Source organism: Flavivirga spongiicola (genome assembly GCF_030540825.1).
In the GTDB taxonomy this organism is placed as follows: domain Bacteria; phylum Bacteroidota; class Bacteroidia; order Flavobacteriales; family Flavobacteriaceae; genus Flavivirga; species Flavivirga spongiicola.
In genome coordinates, this window is record NZ_JAUOEO010000001.1 from 1,712,321 (window position 1) to 1,729,386 (window position 17,066).

The following is a 17,066-nucleotide window of genomic DNA, read 5'->3' on the forward strand; positions in this document are numbered from 1 at the left end:
CTTTAAGTCTGTAATAATTAATATTAACTAATTAAAACATGTAAATTTATGAAAATTAAACCAACTCCTTTCTTTTTCTTATTTAGAAAAAGAATTTTAACCATCATTATGAGAACTTTTATATTCTTATTATGCTCATTGTCATTTGGGTTTACTTCCGTCGATATTTTTTCGCAAAACACAAATATCGAGATTACCAATGATATCTCATTAACCGTTGACGACGTCTTTAAAATTATAAAAAGACAAACTGATTACAGGTTCATTTATCAGGAAGATATGTTTAAAAGTTTTCCTAAGGTTTTTATAAAAAAGGGAACTATTCAAGCAAACCAACTATTAGAAAAAAGCCTTAATAAAGGTGATTTTATCTTTTCAATTGCTCCTAATAATACCATAATCATAAAAACCAAAGAAGAACCGGTTGATACAGGTGTGCAAAAAAGAGTTATCAAGGGAACTGTTTCCGATGGGCAGTTACCTTTACCTGGTGCTAGCATCGTAATTAAAGGAACTCAAACCGGTACGCAAACAGATTTTGATGGGAACTATACTATTGAAGTTAATACTGGAGACATACTCATATTTAGCTTTGTAGGAATGACAACTCAGGAAATACAAGTTGGAACTTCTGATATAATTAATGTAACAATGGTTGCTGATACGTCTCTTGATGAAGTTATAGTTGTGGCATACGGTACCGCTAAAAAGGCAGACTTTACAGGATCTGCCACACAACTTAATAGTGAAGCACTTTCAAAAATAACAGTAGCCAATATATCGGCAGCCATTGAAGGGTCTTCAGCTGGAGTTTCGGTAACGGCAGCAGGCGGACAGCCAGGTCAAGGGCAATCTATACGTATAAGAGGGTTTGGGTCTTTTGATGCAGATAGTGGCCCATTGTATGTGGTAGACGGGATTCCTTTTTATGGATCTATAAATTCTATTAATCCAACAGATATTGAAAGTCTTACTATTTTAAAGGATGCTTCCTCTACGTCGCTTTATGGTAATAAAGCTGCCAATGGTGTTGTTATGATCACAACTAAAAGAGGAAGGAATAAAAAAGGACAATTTTCCTTAAATGCCTCTACTAGTATTGTTGATCGCTCTATTGATGAGTATGAAAGGTTAGGTTCTAATACGTATTATGAGATTATGTGGGAATCTATGCGTAATAGTGAAGCCATTCCTGGTGTAGATTCTGCAGCCGATGTTACTGCAGCAAATACATTTGCTTCTACTAATATAATTACAGAACTATTAAACAACCCTTATAATGTTCCTGATGATCAAATAGTTGGGACAGACGGAAAGATTAATCCTAGTGCAAGATTGTTATATAATGATCTAGATTGGGTTGACGCTGTTACTAGAATAGGGATACGTCAAAATTATGATATAAACTATCAAGGAGGTACGGATACTAGTGATTTTTATGTGTCACTTGGTTACTTAAATGAAGAAGGGTTTATCAAAAAATCTAATTTTGAAAGGTTCTCAGGACGTATTAACGCGAACTATCAAGCTAATAATTGGTTAAAAACAGGATTGAATCTTTCTGCGACTACATCTGAAGGTAATCAAGCACAAACAGGCAGTACACAAAACAGCTCATTTGTTAACCCCATGCGTTTTGCTAGAAGTGTAGCACCTATTTATCCCATTTATAAACACAATCCTGATGGCAGTTTTATTTTAGATGATAATGGAAACCGTCTTTATGAATTAGACGATAATCGACCAAATACTGCTAATGGAGGAAGGCATATTCTAGCTGAGATAGATTATAATCAGGATTTAGATGAAATTACTTCCCTAAGCGGAAAAACATATTTTGATATTAATTTTACTCAAGATTTAATGTTAACCGTAAATGTTAGTTTAGATCAACGCCATTGGTATACCACAGATTTTGAAAATAAAATAATTGGTGATGGTGCACCGGGAGGAAAATCTACCAGACGTTACAATAGAAGAACTACTTTAGGGTTTAATCAACTTTTAAATTATAATAAATCATTTGGCAATCATAATTTTAAATTATTAGCAGCACATGAGTCATTACAACTAAAAGTAAATAATTTTATTGGCGAAAAATCACAATTGATTGCTGATGGTAATACGGAGCTGATAAATTTTGTTACGACTACAAATTTATCATCTGTAACAGATATATTAAGAGACGAGAGTTATTTTGGGCGCTTTAATTATGATTATGATGGTAAATATTTTTTAAGCACTTCTTATAGAACAGATGGTTCTTCAAAGTTTGCTAAGGATGTTCGTTGGGGTGAATTTTGGTCTTTGGGGGCAGCATGGCGATTAGAAAGGGAGTCCTTTATAGAGAACATTGCGGCTATAGATCTCTTAAAGTTAAGAGGGTCGTATGGTGAATTAGGAAACAACTCGGGCATTAGTTGGTATGCTTATCAAGGCTTATATGACTTAGATTTTAATAACCAATCTGAATCTGGATTTTTACAAGCAACACTTGAAGCACCTTTGTTAGAATGGGAGTCTAGTGAAAGTTATGATATTGCACTAGAATTTGGGTTATGGAATAGGTTAAATGGTATTATTGAATATTATAATCGGGAGTCGGCTAATTTGCTTTTTGATGTCCCACTACCTCTTTCTAGTGGAAGTGAAGATATTTCAAAGAATATAGGGACTCTTTTCAATAGAGGCATTGAAATTAGTTTAGATTATGATGTTATAAAAAGTGACCATTTTAATTGGAACTTTGGTATAAATGCAACCACTATTAAAAATGAGTTTACAAAATTGCCACAAGAAGAAATTATAAATGGCTCTAAAAAATTAATGGTAGGTCACTCTATTTATGACTATTGGTTAAAAGATTGGTATGGTGTAGATCCCGCAGATGGTGCTGCATTATATACTGCAAATGAAGATGCAATTGATGCTAATGGTTCCGATATAAGAGTCATTGATGGAAATACCCTAACAACAAACCAAGCCAGTGCAAAATTTCATTATGCAGGAACAGCCATTCCAGATTTAATTGGAGCTATATCTAATTCACTTAGATATAAAAACTTTAATTTAAGTTTCTTGATGACTTATCAAATTGGTGGCGAAAGCATAGATTATAACTACCAAAGTATTATGGGTTCCGGAAACTATGGGAGGGCCAAAAGTGTTGATATTTTAAAACGTTGGCAAAAACCCGGAGACATCACAAATGTACCAAGATTAGATGCTTCTCAAACGACTAATTTTAACGCAACGTCTGATAGATGGCTTGTTGATGCATCATACTTAAATATGAAACGTATAAATTTTTCATATAATTTACCATCAGACTTTATAAGTTCTATAGGTATAAACACCGCTCAACTTTATTTAAGTGCAGAAAATGTCTTTTCTATTAATTCTAGAAAAGGCTTAAACATACAACAGAATTTTAGTGGAACAACATCCAATGTTTATACACCTTCAAGAATTGTTTCTTTAGGATTAAATGTTAAATTTTAAAAAAATTGAAAATGAAAAAAATAATAATTTCTTTTATTGGAGCTTTAGCCGTTTTGTTTTGCATGACAGCTTGTGAAAAAGATTACCTAGATACAGTTCCTACCGATCAAGTATCATCTGCAGTAGCAGTATTAACTACAGATAACGCCTTAACTGCATTAAATGGGATTCATAGGGCATTATATACTGAGTATGGAAGTCAAGGAAGAGGAGGTGCTGGAGCTTTTAATATTCATATTGATGAAGCTGGAGAAGATCATGTATTTAATAGAAGTAATTGGACACATTCTTACAGATGGCGACCAAATTCTGAACCAGACAATGCATATAACACCACAAATTGGAAAATGTTTTACCAATGGGTAGCTAATGCCAATGTGTTAATTAATGGTGTTGATAATGCAACAGGAGAGCAAGCAGACAGAGATGCTGTAAAAGGGCAAGCACTTGTATATAGAGCATTTTGTCACTTTCACTTAGTACGGTTATGGGGAAACAGATATGAAATTGGAGGAGGAAATTCTCAATTAGGAGTTCCTCTTAAATTAGATAATTCTATAGATCCTATTGCGCGTAACACAGTTGAAGAGGTTTATACTCAAATTAATAAAGACCTGGATGAGGCCATAGTTTTATTAAATGGGTATGCACGAAAAAACAAATCACATTTTAATGCCAATGTTGCTAAAGGCTTAAAAGCAAGAGTTGCTTTAACCCAAGGTAATTGGTCGGTAGCAGCACAATTCGCCGCTGAAGCACGAGCAGGATTTATTTTAATGGATGCAGCTACCTATGCACAAGGATTTCAAATATTTTCTGAAACCAATAGCGAGTTTATGTGGGCTAGTCAAATACAAGAAGATCAAAATACTGGAAATGATGCTTGGGGTAATTATGGGGCTTTTATTTCAAGAAATTTTAGCTCATCGGCAATTCGTGGAAACCCTAGGTCAATAAATAATTTACTATACGATATGATTTCTGCTACTGATATCCGTAAAACCTTATGGGATCCAACAGGGCAGCATTTAAACTTGCCTGATGGTGTGTCATTATTATCAAGTCATAAAAGATTTCCTTATACGAATCAAAAATTTATAGCTGTGAGCAATGGAGATAGTCGTGTAGATGTACCGATGATGCGCGCAGCTGAGATGTATCTAATTGAAGCAGAAGCTTTAGCTAGAAACAACCAAGATGGACTAGCTGCTCAAGCTTTGTACGACATGGTTATAACTAGAGATAGCGCATATACCTTATCAACCAATACAGGGCAGGCCTTAATTGATGAAATTATGGTGCAACGTCGTGTTGAATTATGGGGCGAAGGTTTTAGATGGTATGATTTAAAACGATTAAATCTTCCGTTAGATAGAACAGGTTCAAATCAGAGTACAACCTATACCAACGGAATTATGCAAGTTCCTGTAGGCGATAATAGATGGACATGGCCAATACCTCAAGATGAAATTGATGCAAACCCGTTAATAGACCAAAACCCTATATAATAAATTAGATTTGAGTAAGTTTATAATTTAGATTAGGTTATTGGGTTATTTTCAACCTCTGTTTTCTCTCTTAAAACAGAGGTTTTTTCATTTATTTAATGTCATTCAGAAGGAGAGAGGACTGAAGAATCTGAAACTCCTTTTTGTTCCATTGACTAGTACATAAATATAATTATCTTTTGTTTTCATTTGATCCTAATATTATGAGGTTCTTCGACTCCGAAAACTGTCGGAATACTTTGAATGACACAATCCTTTGAACAAAATCAGCTTAAATTTATGACTGAGCAAAATCTATTAAGTCGATGAAATCACTATTATCAGCCTTCTTAAGAGCTTTAATATAATCTTTACGTGTTTTGCTTTTATTAGCCAAATCTTTATGACCCCAAGTAAATTTTGGTTTTTCAAATATGTGTTTCATAACTATATCTGCCATTAAACGTGAATGTCTACCATTACCATTTGGGAACAAATGAATAGCAACCATTTCATGCTTGAAACGTATCGTTATTTCTTCATCTGAGTATGTTTTATTATTAATCCAAAATTTACAATCATCCAAAAGTTGACGAAGTCTTACTGATACTTGATGCCATGCAATACCAATAGTTTTCTCACTATTTCTAAACTGTCCAGCCCAAGACCAAACATCGCCAAGCATTCTTTTATGAACACCAATAATAAAATCTTCTGTTAGAATTTTATCAGCTTTAAATTTTCTACCAATTAAATACCATTCCACAGCTTTTTGAATATTGAGTTGCTCAAACTCATCTAACTCCTCTTGTGTAGTAATTGTTGAAATGAGCAACCCTTCCATTTCTTCTTCACTCAAGGCTGTTTGTCCTTTTACGGGCTTCATATCTTTTAATCCCATAAATAACGAGGCATCTCTTCAATAATCTGTTTTGTTTTATCATCAACCGCTTTCTTAAGACGGTCATTCGTGTTTTCTTGGTCTTCTAAAGCCATTGTAGTAGATGTAGTCCTAACAATCTCTAAAGCCAATTCTCTGGCTCTATTTTCAATTGTTTTTTCAATAGAGCCACCCATAGGAACAAATCCATATACCAATTTCATATTTAAAGCTTTCCCTGCTTCTTCTAAACTTTTTAAAGTAATATTACCTTCTTTCTCTCTTTTCTCATAACCTTCTACCGCTGGGGGGGTAACACCTAGTCGTTCACTAAATTGTCGTAAGGACATCTTGTAAGCTTTACGTATCACATGAAGCCACCCTCTATCAGGAACGGTAAGGTTTAATAGCGGATAATAAACTTGAAGTTTATTATCCAATTGTTCTATCATTAATTTATGTCTTGAATCTCTCATAACTATGATTTTACATTATTTACAAACTTATAAGTTTATAAATATATCATAAATATACACATATAAGTTTATAAAAAAAATAAAATATAAATCTTCAGATTTATAATATTCAAAAAACCATCTTATTAGACGACTTTTTTGACAAAAAGTTGGTTTTTCTATGGATTATTCCAAAACGGAATCCAAGATTCTAAGGTAAATAATCAATACTAATAGCATCCAGCTCATAAACACCATCAAATATTTCTTGTCCGCTACCCGTATATTTAAAAGCAATATGTATGGTACCGGTAACACAAGACAAATCTACATTTCCAGAATTGAACCAAGGCACAAAAGAATCGGTATCTTTTACAATATAAGCTGCAGTTAAAACACCCCAGTTTGCAGAATTTATATTTGCTTCGGTACCATCCCAATCTAAAGCATACAACACTTCTAAATAACTACTATCTGCTAAACTATTAGAGGTTTTAAAGCGCAAGGTCTCTCCATCTTGAGTATCCAGATTGATGGCTGGTGTTATTAACCACCCAACATTACTAGCGTCACCAGAACTTGCAGATTTAAATCTGGCAGACCTTCCTAAAGAAGCATTCGTTGATGTTGAAGAATAGGCTTCCCAACCCTCACTACCTGCTTCTATATAGTTAGTCCACCCGTTTCCTGCTATTAGCTTATTGTTTTTTTGCGATTCGAAATCTTCATAAAATAAATTCATTGTTCCCAACGCTGGTGCCAATCCGCAATCCAATTCCATGGGGTCACAGCGCTCATCAGAATCAAAAGTAATATCAGACGAACTACTGACTATCAATACATTAAAATTATCTCTATAATCTCTACTAAATACACCTCGAATACTTCCTTTATTCTGAGGTACCGGCAACGATTTAAAATCTGAAAACGTACTTGTTTGTAGTAAAATAGAAGCTCCGGACTCACAGTTTTCTAAAATCCTTAAACCATCAAAAGCATCGGTAGATTCACCCGCATAGGTTAATGCCAAATCAAACCTATTAACTTGCATGTTATCTAATTGAATTAAAGTGTTTTCATCGGCTTCTGTTAAATGAATTAATGAACTAATTTTAGGCGTAATTGTAACCACCTCTGAGGTTCTTAAAACAATGTTTTGGTACTCAAAATCTTGAATTTGCTCTATTCTGGAATCCTCGCCGCGACCAATGGCTAAAACGCCATTAGATTCCCCAATGGTTAAGCCTTTAAGTTTTACATATACTTTTCTCCCTAACTCATAGCTATCTGATAGACTCCCTACATTAATTTCTAATTTAATCCCAAGCCTAGGATCATTGTCCGGGTTACTTTCATCTACTTTATTTTGAATAATGAGTTCTTCAAAGAAGTTACCCGCTCTGTCACTTGAAATAACATAACCTTCAATATACAAATCTTCGTTTATAACTGTTATAAGCTCTCCTTTGTTTTTTGCTTGTTCATACCTTTCATAAATAGCTTTAAATGTTGTTAATTGGTTTACTGGAACGACTATATTTTCTACGTCATCAGGACTTGGAATACTATGGTCTTCATCTACACAAGAAAAAAATAGTATAACCATATTTAAAATTAAAAGTCTATTTCTATAATTCATTATACTGTTTTAAAAATTAACATATACATTTAGAAAATACGTTGCGCCTCTTCCGTACCAATATTTAGATCCAAAAACAGGTTTATTTAAAGCTTTATCGTCTCTTAATTGCCTGTAATTAGCATTTCTTCCTTGTTCAAAACCGCCAGTTTTAAAAATTTCATCTAAAACATTATTGATACTTGCAAAAAAACCAATGTAATACTGATTAACACGCCACGATTTACCTCCCACGAGGTTTACAACCATATAATCATCAAAAGGTTCTTGTTTTAGCAGTTCTTTAGTGATAGCTTCATCATAATCAACAAATGGTAAGCCATCAACATCTGTGAAAAAATTATCGGTTCTGGTTAGTGGGCTAATATCGACATACGTTTTATCGAAAAAATTGGCTGTGGCACCAAACCACCAATAGCCCGGGTCGCGATATTCAAACCCCATAGAGTAAGCCCGGTGCGGGCCAACAGCTAACTTATAGTTTTTAAGTTTAGAGGTTCCTAAATAAACATTCTCAAACCTGTCTGAAGACAGATATAAGTCCGGATTATTAGCATAAGTGTATTGTCCTAAGGCTACTGCTCCTTTTAATTTAATAGTGGGTGTTACCTGAGCTTCTATACCTAGTTCTGTGCCTAAATAATTTTTATCGATGCCTTGTAGGATCTCTTGAATAAACTCGTTGTCGTCATTGCCTGATTGTTGTGTTCCAGATTCAGCAATCACATGTCCTATACCATCTGCAAAGAAAAACGAAATATCATTGGTACCTTTAAGCTTTGTATAAAACCCTGTAAGTCTTGCTTTAACAATAGACGACCTAAAAATATAACTCGCATCTAAAGACATTATTTTTTCTTCGGAAATATTCGGAACAATGTTGTGGTTCGCTCTGGAATTAGAATAACTATTACGAATAGAAGGAGCTTTCATAATATAACCTGCATTTATGCCTGCTATGTGTTTACCTGTAATCTTATAAGTGCCACCAGCTTTAACACCTAATCCTGTAAAGGATAACGCCTCGCCTTTACCAAAGGAATTATTTTGAAATGTTTCGTGTTGAAACAAACCTTCTCTTTGATATCGTGTATTGGTTATACTTCCCGATACAAAAAAATCTAACGTATTATATGTAAACTGTGCTTGTGCAAACCCGGAAATAATATTGGCAAACATATTATAATGATAGCCGTAAGTGTCTCCAACACCTACAACGGTATTCGGTTTTTTTAAATCAAACTGAACGCCATCAAAGCTATCTACATTCAAAAAGCCGGAACCGCCAAGAAGATCTAGAACTTGAGCATAATTTTTAGATTCCAGCTTTTTATAATTAATAGATGCATTAAACAAAATATGTTCGCTTAACTCGCTACTAAAAATAGTGTTTACGGTTAATTGATTATCATCTACCCTATCTTCATATAACATATACGTTGCAATTCTCTCTTGAGATGTATTAATTAAATTTGCATCGTACATCTGTTGCCAATTAATTTGTCCGTTATTTAAAAACGTTTGCTGTGCACCATAAGCGAACTCTAAATCATTTGGAAAATTCCTTTCAAAATAACTTGGAAGTTGTTGATAATAGGTTGGACTCGGATTTCTGCCTCCACTCTCAAAAACTATAGTCCCATCGGTATTTATTATGCGATTAGCTCCTCCATATGCCAAACGACTGTTTCCTAACTTTCCAAACTGATAACCTACATTAGTGTTTAATTTTGTTTTACTATTTATATGCCAATAATGGTTTATCATAACTATGGGTTCTTCAACTTCTTTAATACGTGAATTACGCTTTTTACCATCTTGCCAACCCCAATATTCATTATACTTTATTCCTTTTAAATTATAAACTTCTTGAGTATTTGGAGACGATTTGCCTCTTCTGTTTGGTGCATAAATACCTGTGAAACTTAAGCTATGTTTATCATTAATTACTTTTTCTATGGATGTAAAAATTGAATTAGAGTTATATAGTGTTGCATCTTGATAGCCTTCATTTCCCCAACGCCTTCCTAAAGACAATGTATAAGCCCAACTACTTTTTAATAACCCTGAAGTGTAGGTAGCCATCAATCTATTGGCATAGCTTCTATTAGATGATGAATAAGTTACCCGTCTTCCTGATCGCATTTGCGATGCTCTGGTATTAATATTTATGGTTCCTAACAGTCCTCCAAAATTGTAGTTAGAAGGTGTTAAGCCAGTGTTAAATTCCTGATTACGCACCACATCATTTAAACCACCCCAATGGCTCCATTGTGGACGTCCATTATAGATTTTATTCATTTCGATACCATTAATCATAACCGATCCCTGATCCGAATCTAAACCTCTCAACTTAAAAAAGGAAGCACTAAACTCAAAGGCTGCTGTACGTTGAAAAATATCTGGAGACGATTGTAATAATCCTGAAATATTGCCCAATCCATGAGTATCATCATCAAGCTCGTCATCAGAAAGGCTTATTGTAAATAAATCTTGAGATGACGAGTTATCTAACTCCAAAGTCATATCGGTAATGTTTACGATCTGATGTTCATTAACGACTATGGGATATCTTTTACTTATATATCCTGCTTTTGAAATTCTTAAAACCTGTTCGCCTAAAGGGACATTTACAGAGAATGCAAATTCTCCCAAAGGGTCTGTTTGTGTCTGTTGTTTTGTTTCTTCTATAATAATAATGACATTCTCTATAGGCTGAAATGACATGGCATCTTTTACACTGCCTTTTATAAGCGTTTGTTGTGCAAACACAGATCGTGTTGAAAACAATATGAGTAGCATCATGGCTACTTTTTTTAATAGGACTCGGTTCTTTTCTATTAAAAGTATGTTCACTCAAATAATGTTATTTGATTTAATTTGTTTGCGAATATATATTATTTGTAAGAATTAACCTCTCTAAATTTAAAGAAAATATCTACTTTTGATTTAAATTAATAACTCCCTATATGAAATGTTTAAGTTTTTGCTTTATCGTATTATATGTTCTCTGTATTGGAAGCACACATGCACAGGAAAAAAAACTATTTAAAATTCATACGATAGCTTTTTACAATTTGGAAAACCTGTTCGATACTATTAACGATCCTAATAAATTGGATGAGTTTAGTCCCATGATGAAATTAAAAACAAATCGTGCCAAAGTATATAAAAAGAAGGTACAAAATATGGCTCGAGTGATCGCTGATATAGGCTATAAAACAACTCATAATAAACCCGTCATTATTGGAGTATCTGAAGTTGAAAATCGAGAAGTGTTGGAAGACCTTGTTAACGATTCTTTATTAAGAGATACAGATTATGGTATTGTTCATTTTGATTCTCCCGATGCTCGGGGTATTGATGTTGGTTTATTATATCAGAAAAAGCTATTTATCCCAGTATACACAAGCAAACACAAACTAAAAATTTATGATGATACCAATAGGAAACAAATTTACACGAGAGATCAATTATTAGTAAGCGGAAACTTAGAAGGGGAAATGATTCATATTATTATTAATCACTGGCCATCTCGCCGTGGTGGCGAAGCCAAGAGTAGACCAAAACGTATGGCAGCTGCTAAATTGAATAAATACTTAATTGATTCACTTCAGGTAATAAATCCTTATGCAAAAGTTTTTATTATGGGCGATTTAAATGATGACCCTACAAACAAAAGCATCAAAGCTATTTTAAAAGCTAAAAAGGAGAAAAACAAAACCGGTTTAAAAGGACTTTATAATCCTTTTGAAAGTTTTTATAAAAGTGGATTAGGCACTACAGCTTATCGAGATACCTGGAGTTTGTTTGATCAGATTATCATGACCAAACCTTTACTTAAAAAAGAGTATGCTTCCTTTCGGTTTTATAAAGCCGGCATCTTCGATGAAAGTTACTTATTTCATAAAGAAGGTCGTTATAAAGGCTATCCTTTCAGAAGTTTTTCTAATGGTCGTTTTACAAATGGTTATAGTGATCACTTACCTGCTTATGTGTATGTTATTAGGGAAGTGAAGTAACAGTTGCACTTATTAAAAAGTATGTTCTATATAAAAGTTTCTGATTATTTATGGTATAACACTTTGTCATTCCTGCGAAGGCAGGAATCTTATGCATTGAACTTATTAATTTTTAAAGTGGATTCCTGCCTTCGCAGGAATGACAAAATAACTTTAAAACAAAAAGCGATACTAATTATTAGTATCGCTTTTTGTTTTTAACCTATCCAAGCGCTCCAAGGAATTCGTGATAAGAATAATACTAAAGCGATGGTATAAAAAATAGCTATTGTTTTTAATTTAGCTTTGGAGGTTAATTTCTTTTTATGCTTGGAATAGCCAATGGTTATTAAAGCTACTGCTACTATGTTTATAAAAGGATGCTCTACAAGATACAATCTTGCTAAAGAATTACCCATGACACCCCCTCCTAATTCACTCCATAACCCAAATCTGGGAGACACGAAGTACAATATCAATCCTATTAATAGTTGTATATGCGATACTATTAAAGTAAATAGTGATTTTCTAAAATCGTTGGCTTCGTATTCTTTATCTCCAAATGTTTTTATTAAAGCGTTTACTGTTGCTATGATTAATACTAAAAGTACTAAATATGCCCAATAAGAATGCAGCATCATTACAATATCATACATGTGTCAAATATTTAAATTTATTACAACAAATGTAATAATTAAAAGCATAAAAAAACCGCTTCAACTTGAAGCGGTTTAAAATTATATGATTTTGTTTCATTTAGAAATTAAAACGCATACTAAAATTCCATGTTCTGCCATAACCAAATCGTCCTCTATTTGAAGTATTAACCCCTTTATAGTTTTCTGATGGATTGTTTGAAGCAACCGTATTGCCACTTACAGATTCTAAATAAACCTCATCAAAAATATTATTAATGTTAACTCTAAACTGTAACGAGTTTTCATCATTTTCTCCTACAAACCATTTGTAAGACAAACCAGCATCAACCGTATCATAACTTGGTAATTCTATTGGTGGGCTACTTACAGTTGTTTGCCCTTGAGAATATAAATCATTGTTAAGATTCCAAGTACCATCAACACTCAATCTCGGTAAAAACTCATAAGAAGCAAAAGCCCCGGCAGTAAATTGTGCCGCACCTCCTACTTTAACACCATCAAGATTTATTACAGCATCTGGATCTGTAATAGTACCGGTTTCATCAAAAGTTCTTTGCATGCCATTTCCATCAAATTTCCAATCACCTATAGCAACAAATCCATTTATCTTAAGATTATCCATAGGACGCGTAAACACTTCTAATTCAATCCCAGAGTGTACTTGTTTTACACCTTGTGTTTGAAATAATCTAAAAGCAGGATCTCCTTGATCTTCTCCATTATCATCTAACAATGTTCTATTATCCCAAATGGTGTAGTATAAATTCAAATTAGCAGAAACCTTCTCTCCTCCAAATTGATACCCAGCTTCTAAACCTGTTATCTTTTGGTTTTCTACTGCCGGGCTAATTAACTCATTTCCATTTCTATCACTTATAAGTAAGTCACTATGGAATGGTTGACGAGAATAATAACCTGCATTTACAAACACCTTATGGTTATTATTTATAGTATAAGCACCACCAGCTTTAACATTAAAGCCTGGATTATTTACTTTTTCTGATTCTTCAGACTGACCTTCGTTTGCAGCATTTAAAAACTCGGTTCTAACATGAGATTGTGTTGAAGCTGAACCTTGAAAAAATGCAGTAAAACTATCTTTTGCATATTCTAATTGGCCAAAAACACCAATATAATTTATTTGCTCTTCATAATCATACCCAAAACGCTGACCATGATCATCATTAGTATTAAACGTTACATTCCAAGGGTTAATACCCCCAAAAACTTTGGTTAAACTATAATCACCACCATTGTAATTGCTAAATGCACTTACACTATCCACAGTTAAAAATTCGTTAACGCTTCTAAAGTGAATTCCGTTGTATAAACGCACATCTGCACCAAAATTAAAGTTTAAATTTTCATTTAATTGGTTGTTGTAATTAGTAACCAAACCATACCAATTGTGATTATTATTAGACCCTCTTGCATAAGTTGCAACACCTCCTGATGTTCTTGTTGCTGCAAAAGTACCACGACCTAAAGAACCATATAAAATTGTTGATAATGATGAATTCTCATTAATTGTTAAATCCCAACTTAAGTTAGCTACAGGCTTATGGTATACATTTCTTCCTCCTGGATATTTTCCACTTTGCAAAAGGTTTGGGCTTCTTACACCATCAAAGTTCCAGGAATTAAATTTTCTACCATTTTCTAAAAACTCGCTTATTCTTCCACTTCCTGCTGCTGCATGCCATTGGGGTGCACCAGTAAGCAAAAAATTGAATAAATTATTTTCATTGGGTTTATAACCAAATGACAAGAAATATGTTTGACCTTGTCCATCGGTATTATCAACATATCCTTCTCCTTGCCAATGTCCTAACATCCCAGAAAAAGCCCATCCACTTTCCATTAAACCTGTAGAGTAATATGCAGTAGTCTTTGTATAATTATCATTTGCAATCATTTGCTGAAAAAAACCGCCTTCACGTCTATCTACTGTCTTGGTTACAATATTAACTGTTCCACCGACAGATGAAATAGCTAACTTTGATGACCCTAAACCACGCTGCACCTGCACTGCGTTGGCTACATCTAACACTCCAGACCAATTGGACCAGAACATTCTGCCATCTTCCGGGCTATTAATTGGTTGTCCGTTTAACATAAATGCTGTATTTGTTTGGTCAAAACCACGTAAAAACATTTGACCATCACCAAATCCTCCACCTTTTATACTTTGTACTGATGGTGTAGATTTTAGAACTTCTGGTAAATCCCAGTTTCCTGCTCGTTCTCTAATTTCATTTGATTTAATAGTAGATACTGCAATTGGTGTTTTTCTGTTCTCAGCTAAATCAATAACACCAGAACCAGTAATAACGATTTCCTCAAGTGAATTATCTGGCGTTAATTTAATAGTGCCTAAATTAGTATTTCCATTAAATGATACAGTAATAGAACTGTAACCAACATAAGAAATAACAATCTCTCCGGAAGATGCTTCTGTTGTTAAAATAAAATTACCATCAAAATCTGAAGAAACACCATTGGTTGTTCCTTTTTCAACAATATTCGCACCTGGAAGCGGGGAATTAAGTTCGGCATCTGTCACAGTTCCCGTAACAGTGCTTTGAGCCATAATGACTGTAGAAAATAGAAATGCCACAGTCATCATAAAAAAATGAATAGTTTTTTTCATGATTTAAAAAAGAATTAATTATTTGAAATTAGTCAGTACAAAAATACGGATAATTAAAACACAACTGTGATGCATGTGTTAAATTTCTTAACATTTATAGCAAAACAAAAGGCACTGATATTATTACATCAGTGCCTTTTTGTTATTTATATTAAGAATTTTGTATTTTTCTATACCAAATTTTTGTAATAATTCAATAAATTACTAGTAGAAGAATCATGATCACTTATAGTGCTATTGTTAAATTCCTGTAAAATTTTGCTAGCTAATTGCTTTCCTAATTCTACTCCAAATTGATCGTAGCTAAAAATATTCCAAATGATACCTTGTACAAATATTTTATGTTCGTACATGGCAATAAGTTTTCCTAAACTTTCAGGCGTTAATTTATTTATAAAAATAGTATTGGTTGGTTTATTGCCTTTAAAAACTTTAAAAGGAATAATATCAGAATAGGTTCCTTCAGCAATGACTTCTTTTTCCGTTTTACCATTTAAAAGCGCTTCCGTTTGTGCTAAAAAGTTGGAAATAAGTTTATCTTGATGATCTTGATTACCATGTAAAGATTTAGTAAAGCCAATAAAATCTGCCGGAATTAATTTAGTTCCCTGATGTATTAATTGAAAAAACGCATGTTGCGAATTTGTACCTGGCTCTCCCCAAATTAAAGTACCTGTTTCATAGTCAACAGGATTTCCATTTCTGTCTACACTTTTACCATTACTCTCCATAATGCCTTGCTGTAAATACGTAGCAAACTGGTTTAAGTATTGAGAATATGGGATGACTGCTTCACTTTCAGCTTTAAAAAAGTTATTATACCATATACTTATTAAAGCTAATACAACGGGAATGTTGGTTTTAAAATCTTCCGTTTTAAAATGATCGTCCATTTTGTTAGCACCATTAAGTAAGCTTTCAAAATTATGATACCCAACAGCTAAACTTATGGTTAAACCAACGGCGCTCCATAATGAAAAACGACCACCAACCCAATCCCACATTGGGAAAATATTATTTTCGTCTATTCCAAATGACTTGACACTTTGAATATTTGTAGATACTGCCACAAAATGTTTCGCAATAGCTTCTTCACTAGCCGATTTTAAAAACCATGCTTTAATGGTATTGGCATTAGATAGTGTTTCTTGTGTTGTAAATGTTTTTGAAACTACTACAAAGAGTGTCGTTTCCGGGTTTAGTTTTTTAATAACTTCATTTACATGATCGCCATCTACGTTACTTACAAAATGAGTCGTCAAATGATTTTTATAATACTGCAAAGAGTCTACCACCATGGCAGGGCCTAAATCGGATCCTCCAATACCAATATTTACAATATCTGTAAACGTTTTTCCTGTAAAGCCTTTTCTCTCTCCATTTACAACTTCATTTGTAAATTGTTCTATTTTCTGTTTTACCTGATACACTTCAGGGATTACATTAACACCATCAACATGGCATTCTGAAGTTTTTGGAGCACGTAATGCCGTGTGCAAAACAGCTCTTCCTTCTGTTTGATTTATGACCTCTCCAGAAAACTGACTATTAATGGCGTCCTTTAATTTAACGGCATCAGCTAATTCCAGCAAAAAGTTAAATGTTTCTTCTGTGATTCTATTCTTTGAAAAATCTACGTAAAAATCGTCCCATTTTATGGTGAACTTATTTGCTCGTTCTTTGTCTTGAGCAAATAAATCTTTCATATGAACATCTTTTACAGTTTCAAAATGTTCCTGTAATCGTTTCCACGAATCTGTAGTCGTAGGGTTTATATTTGGTAATGCCATTAAT

Annotated in this window: 10 protein-coding genes; 3 read left to right on the forward strand and 7 right to left on the reverse strand. The window is 33.5% G+C overall.

Annotated features, from left to right (window positions below; all coding sequences use genetic code 11):
- The first annotated feature begins 48 nt into the window (after window positions 1-48).
- Both Q4Q47_RS06705 and Q4Q47_RS06710 read left to right on the forward strand, forming a co-directional pair.
- On the forward strand, window positions 49-3,501 hold the full coding sequence (locus Q4Q47_RS06705) for a SusC/RagA family TonB-linked outer membrane protein (RefSeq protein WP_303305879.1): 3,453 nt from the start codon (window positions 49-51) through the stop codon (window positions 3,499-3,501).
- An 11-nt stretch (window positions 3,502-3,512) separates the two neighbouring features.
- Window positions 3,513-5,009: a RagB/SusD family nutrient uptake outer membrane protein gene (locus Q4Q47_RS06710; protein ID WP_303305880.1), complete on the forward strand. Its 1,497-nt coding sequence runs from the start codon at window positions 3,513-3,515 to the stop codon at window positions 5,007-5,009.
- A gap of 277 nt (window positions 5,010-5,286) precedes the next feature.
- Here Q4Q47_RS06710 and Q4Q47_RS06715 read toward each other — a convergent pair whose 3' ends face one another.
- The 4 genes from Q4Q47_RS06715 to Q4Q47_RS06730 form a co-directional block, all read right to left on the reverse strand.
- Entirely contained in the window at window positions 5,287-5,874 is a 588-nt protein-coding gene (locus tag Q4Q47_RS06715) for a mobile mystery protein B (protein ID WP_331497689.1), read from the reverse strand.
- A 5-nt stretch (window positions 5,875-5,879) separates the two neighbouring features.
- Complete coding sequence (locus Q4Q47_RS06720) at window positions 5,880-6,344, reverse strand: mobile mystery protein A (protein ID WP_303305882.1); 465 nt, start codon at window positions 6,342-6,344, stop codon at window positions 5,880-5,882.
- Window positions 6,345-6,534: 190 nt separating this feature from the next.
- Window positions 6,535-7,962: a DUF5689 domain-containing protein gene (locus Q4Q47_RS06725; RefSeq protein WP_303305883.1), complete on the reverse strand. Its 1,428-nt coding sequence runs from the start codon at window positions 7,960-7,962 to the stop codon at window positions 6,535-6,537.
- Between the two features lie 9 nt (window positions 7,963-7,971).
- On the reverse strand, window positions 7,972-10,767 hold the full coding sequence (locus Q4Q47_RS06730; protein WP_303305884.1) for a carboxypeptidase-like regulatory domain-containing protein: 2,796 nt from the start codon (window positions 10,765-10,767) through the stop codon (window positions 7,972-7,974).
- Between the two features lie 164 nt (window positions 10,768-10,931).
- On the opposite strand from Q4Q47_RS06730, the gene Q4Q47_RS06735 reads away from it, so the two are divergent.
- The gene (locus tag Q4Q47_RS06735; RefSeq protein ID WP_303305885.1) at window positions 10,932-11,984 is read left to right on the forward strand and encodes an endonuclease/exonuclease/phosphatase family protein; all 1,053 of its coding nucleotides are present in this window, start codon (window positions 10,932-10,934) and stop codon (window positions 11,982-11,984) included.
- 197 nt (window positions 11,985-12,181) lie between these two features.
- On the opposite strand, the gene Q4Q47_RS06740 is transcribed toward Q4Q47_RS06735, so the two are convergent.
- The 3 genes from Q4Q47_RS06740 to pgi form a co-directional block, all read right to left on the reverse strand.
- Window positions 12,182-12,619, reverse strand: a complete 438-nt coding sequence (locus Q4Q47_RS06740; RefSeq protein ID WP_303305886.1) for a hypothetical protein — start codon at window positions 12,617-12,619, stop codon at window positions 12,182-12,184.
- Between the two features lie 100 nt (window positions 12,620-12,719).
- Window positions 12,720-15,272: a TonB-dependent receptor gene (locus tag Q4Q47_RS06745; RefSeq protein WP_303305887.1), complete on the reverse strand. Its 2,553-nt coding sequence runs from the start codon at window positions 15,270-15,272 to the stop codon at window positions 12,720-12,722.
- A 170-nt stretch (window positions 15,273-15,442) separates the two neighbouring features.
- The gene (gene pgi, locus Q4Q47_RS06750) at window positions 15,443-17,062 is read right to left on the reverse strand and encodes a glucose-6-phosphate isomerase (protein ID WP_303305888.1); all 1,620 of its coding nucleotides are present in this window, start codon (window positions 17,060-17,062) and stop codon (window positions 15,443-15,445) included.
- Between the last annotated feature and the right edge of the window lie 4 nt (window positions 17,063-17,066).

Coding starts and splice junctions, on each gene's coding strand:
- Q4Q47_RS06730 (WP_303305884.1), bottom strand. CDS start 10,767: ATGATGCTACTCATATTGTTTTCAACACGATCTGTGTTTGCACAACAA.
- Q4Q47_RS06715 (WP_331497689.1), bottom strand. CDS start 5,874: ATGAAGCCCGTAAAAGGACAAACAGCCTTGAGTGAAGAAGAAATGGAA.
- Q4Q47_RS06710 (WP_303305880.1), top strand. CDS start 3,513: ATGAAAAAAATAATAATTTCTTTTATTGGAGCTTTAGCCGTTTTGTTT.
- Q4Q47_RS06745 (WP_303305887.1), bottom strand. CDS start 15,272: ATGAAAAAAACTATTCATTTTTTTATGATGACTGTGGCATTTCTATTT.
- Q4Q47_RS06735 (WP_303305885.1), top strand. CDS start 10,932: ATGAAATGTTTAAGTTTTTGCTTTATCGTATTATATGTTCTCTGTATT.
- Q4Q47_RS06740 (WP_303305886.1), bottom strand. CDS start 12,619: ATGTATGATATTGTAATGATGCTGCATTCTTATTGGGCATATTTAGTA.
- Q4Q47_RS06720 (WP_303305882.1), bottom strand. CDS start 6,344: ATGAGAGATTCAAGACATAAATTAATGATAGAACAATTGGATAATAAA.
- Q4Q47_RS06705 (WP_303305879.1), top strand. CDS start 49: ATGAAAATTAAACCAACTCCTTTCTTTTTCTTATTTAGAAAAAGAATT.
- Q4Q47_RS06725 (WP_303305883.1), bottom strand. CDS start 7,962: ATGAATTATAGAAATAGACTTTTAATTTTAAATATGGTTATACTATTT.
- pgi (WP_303305888.1), bottom strand. CDS start 17,062: ATGGCATTACCAAATATAAACCCTACGACTACAGATTCGTGGAAACGA.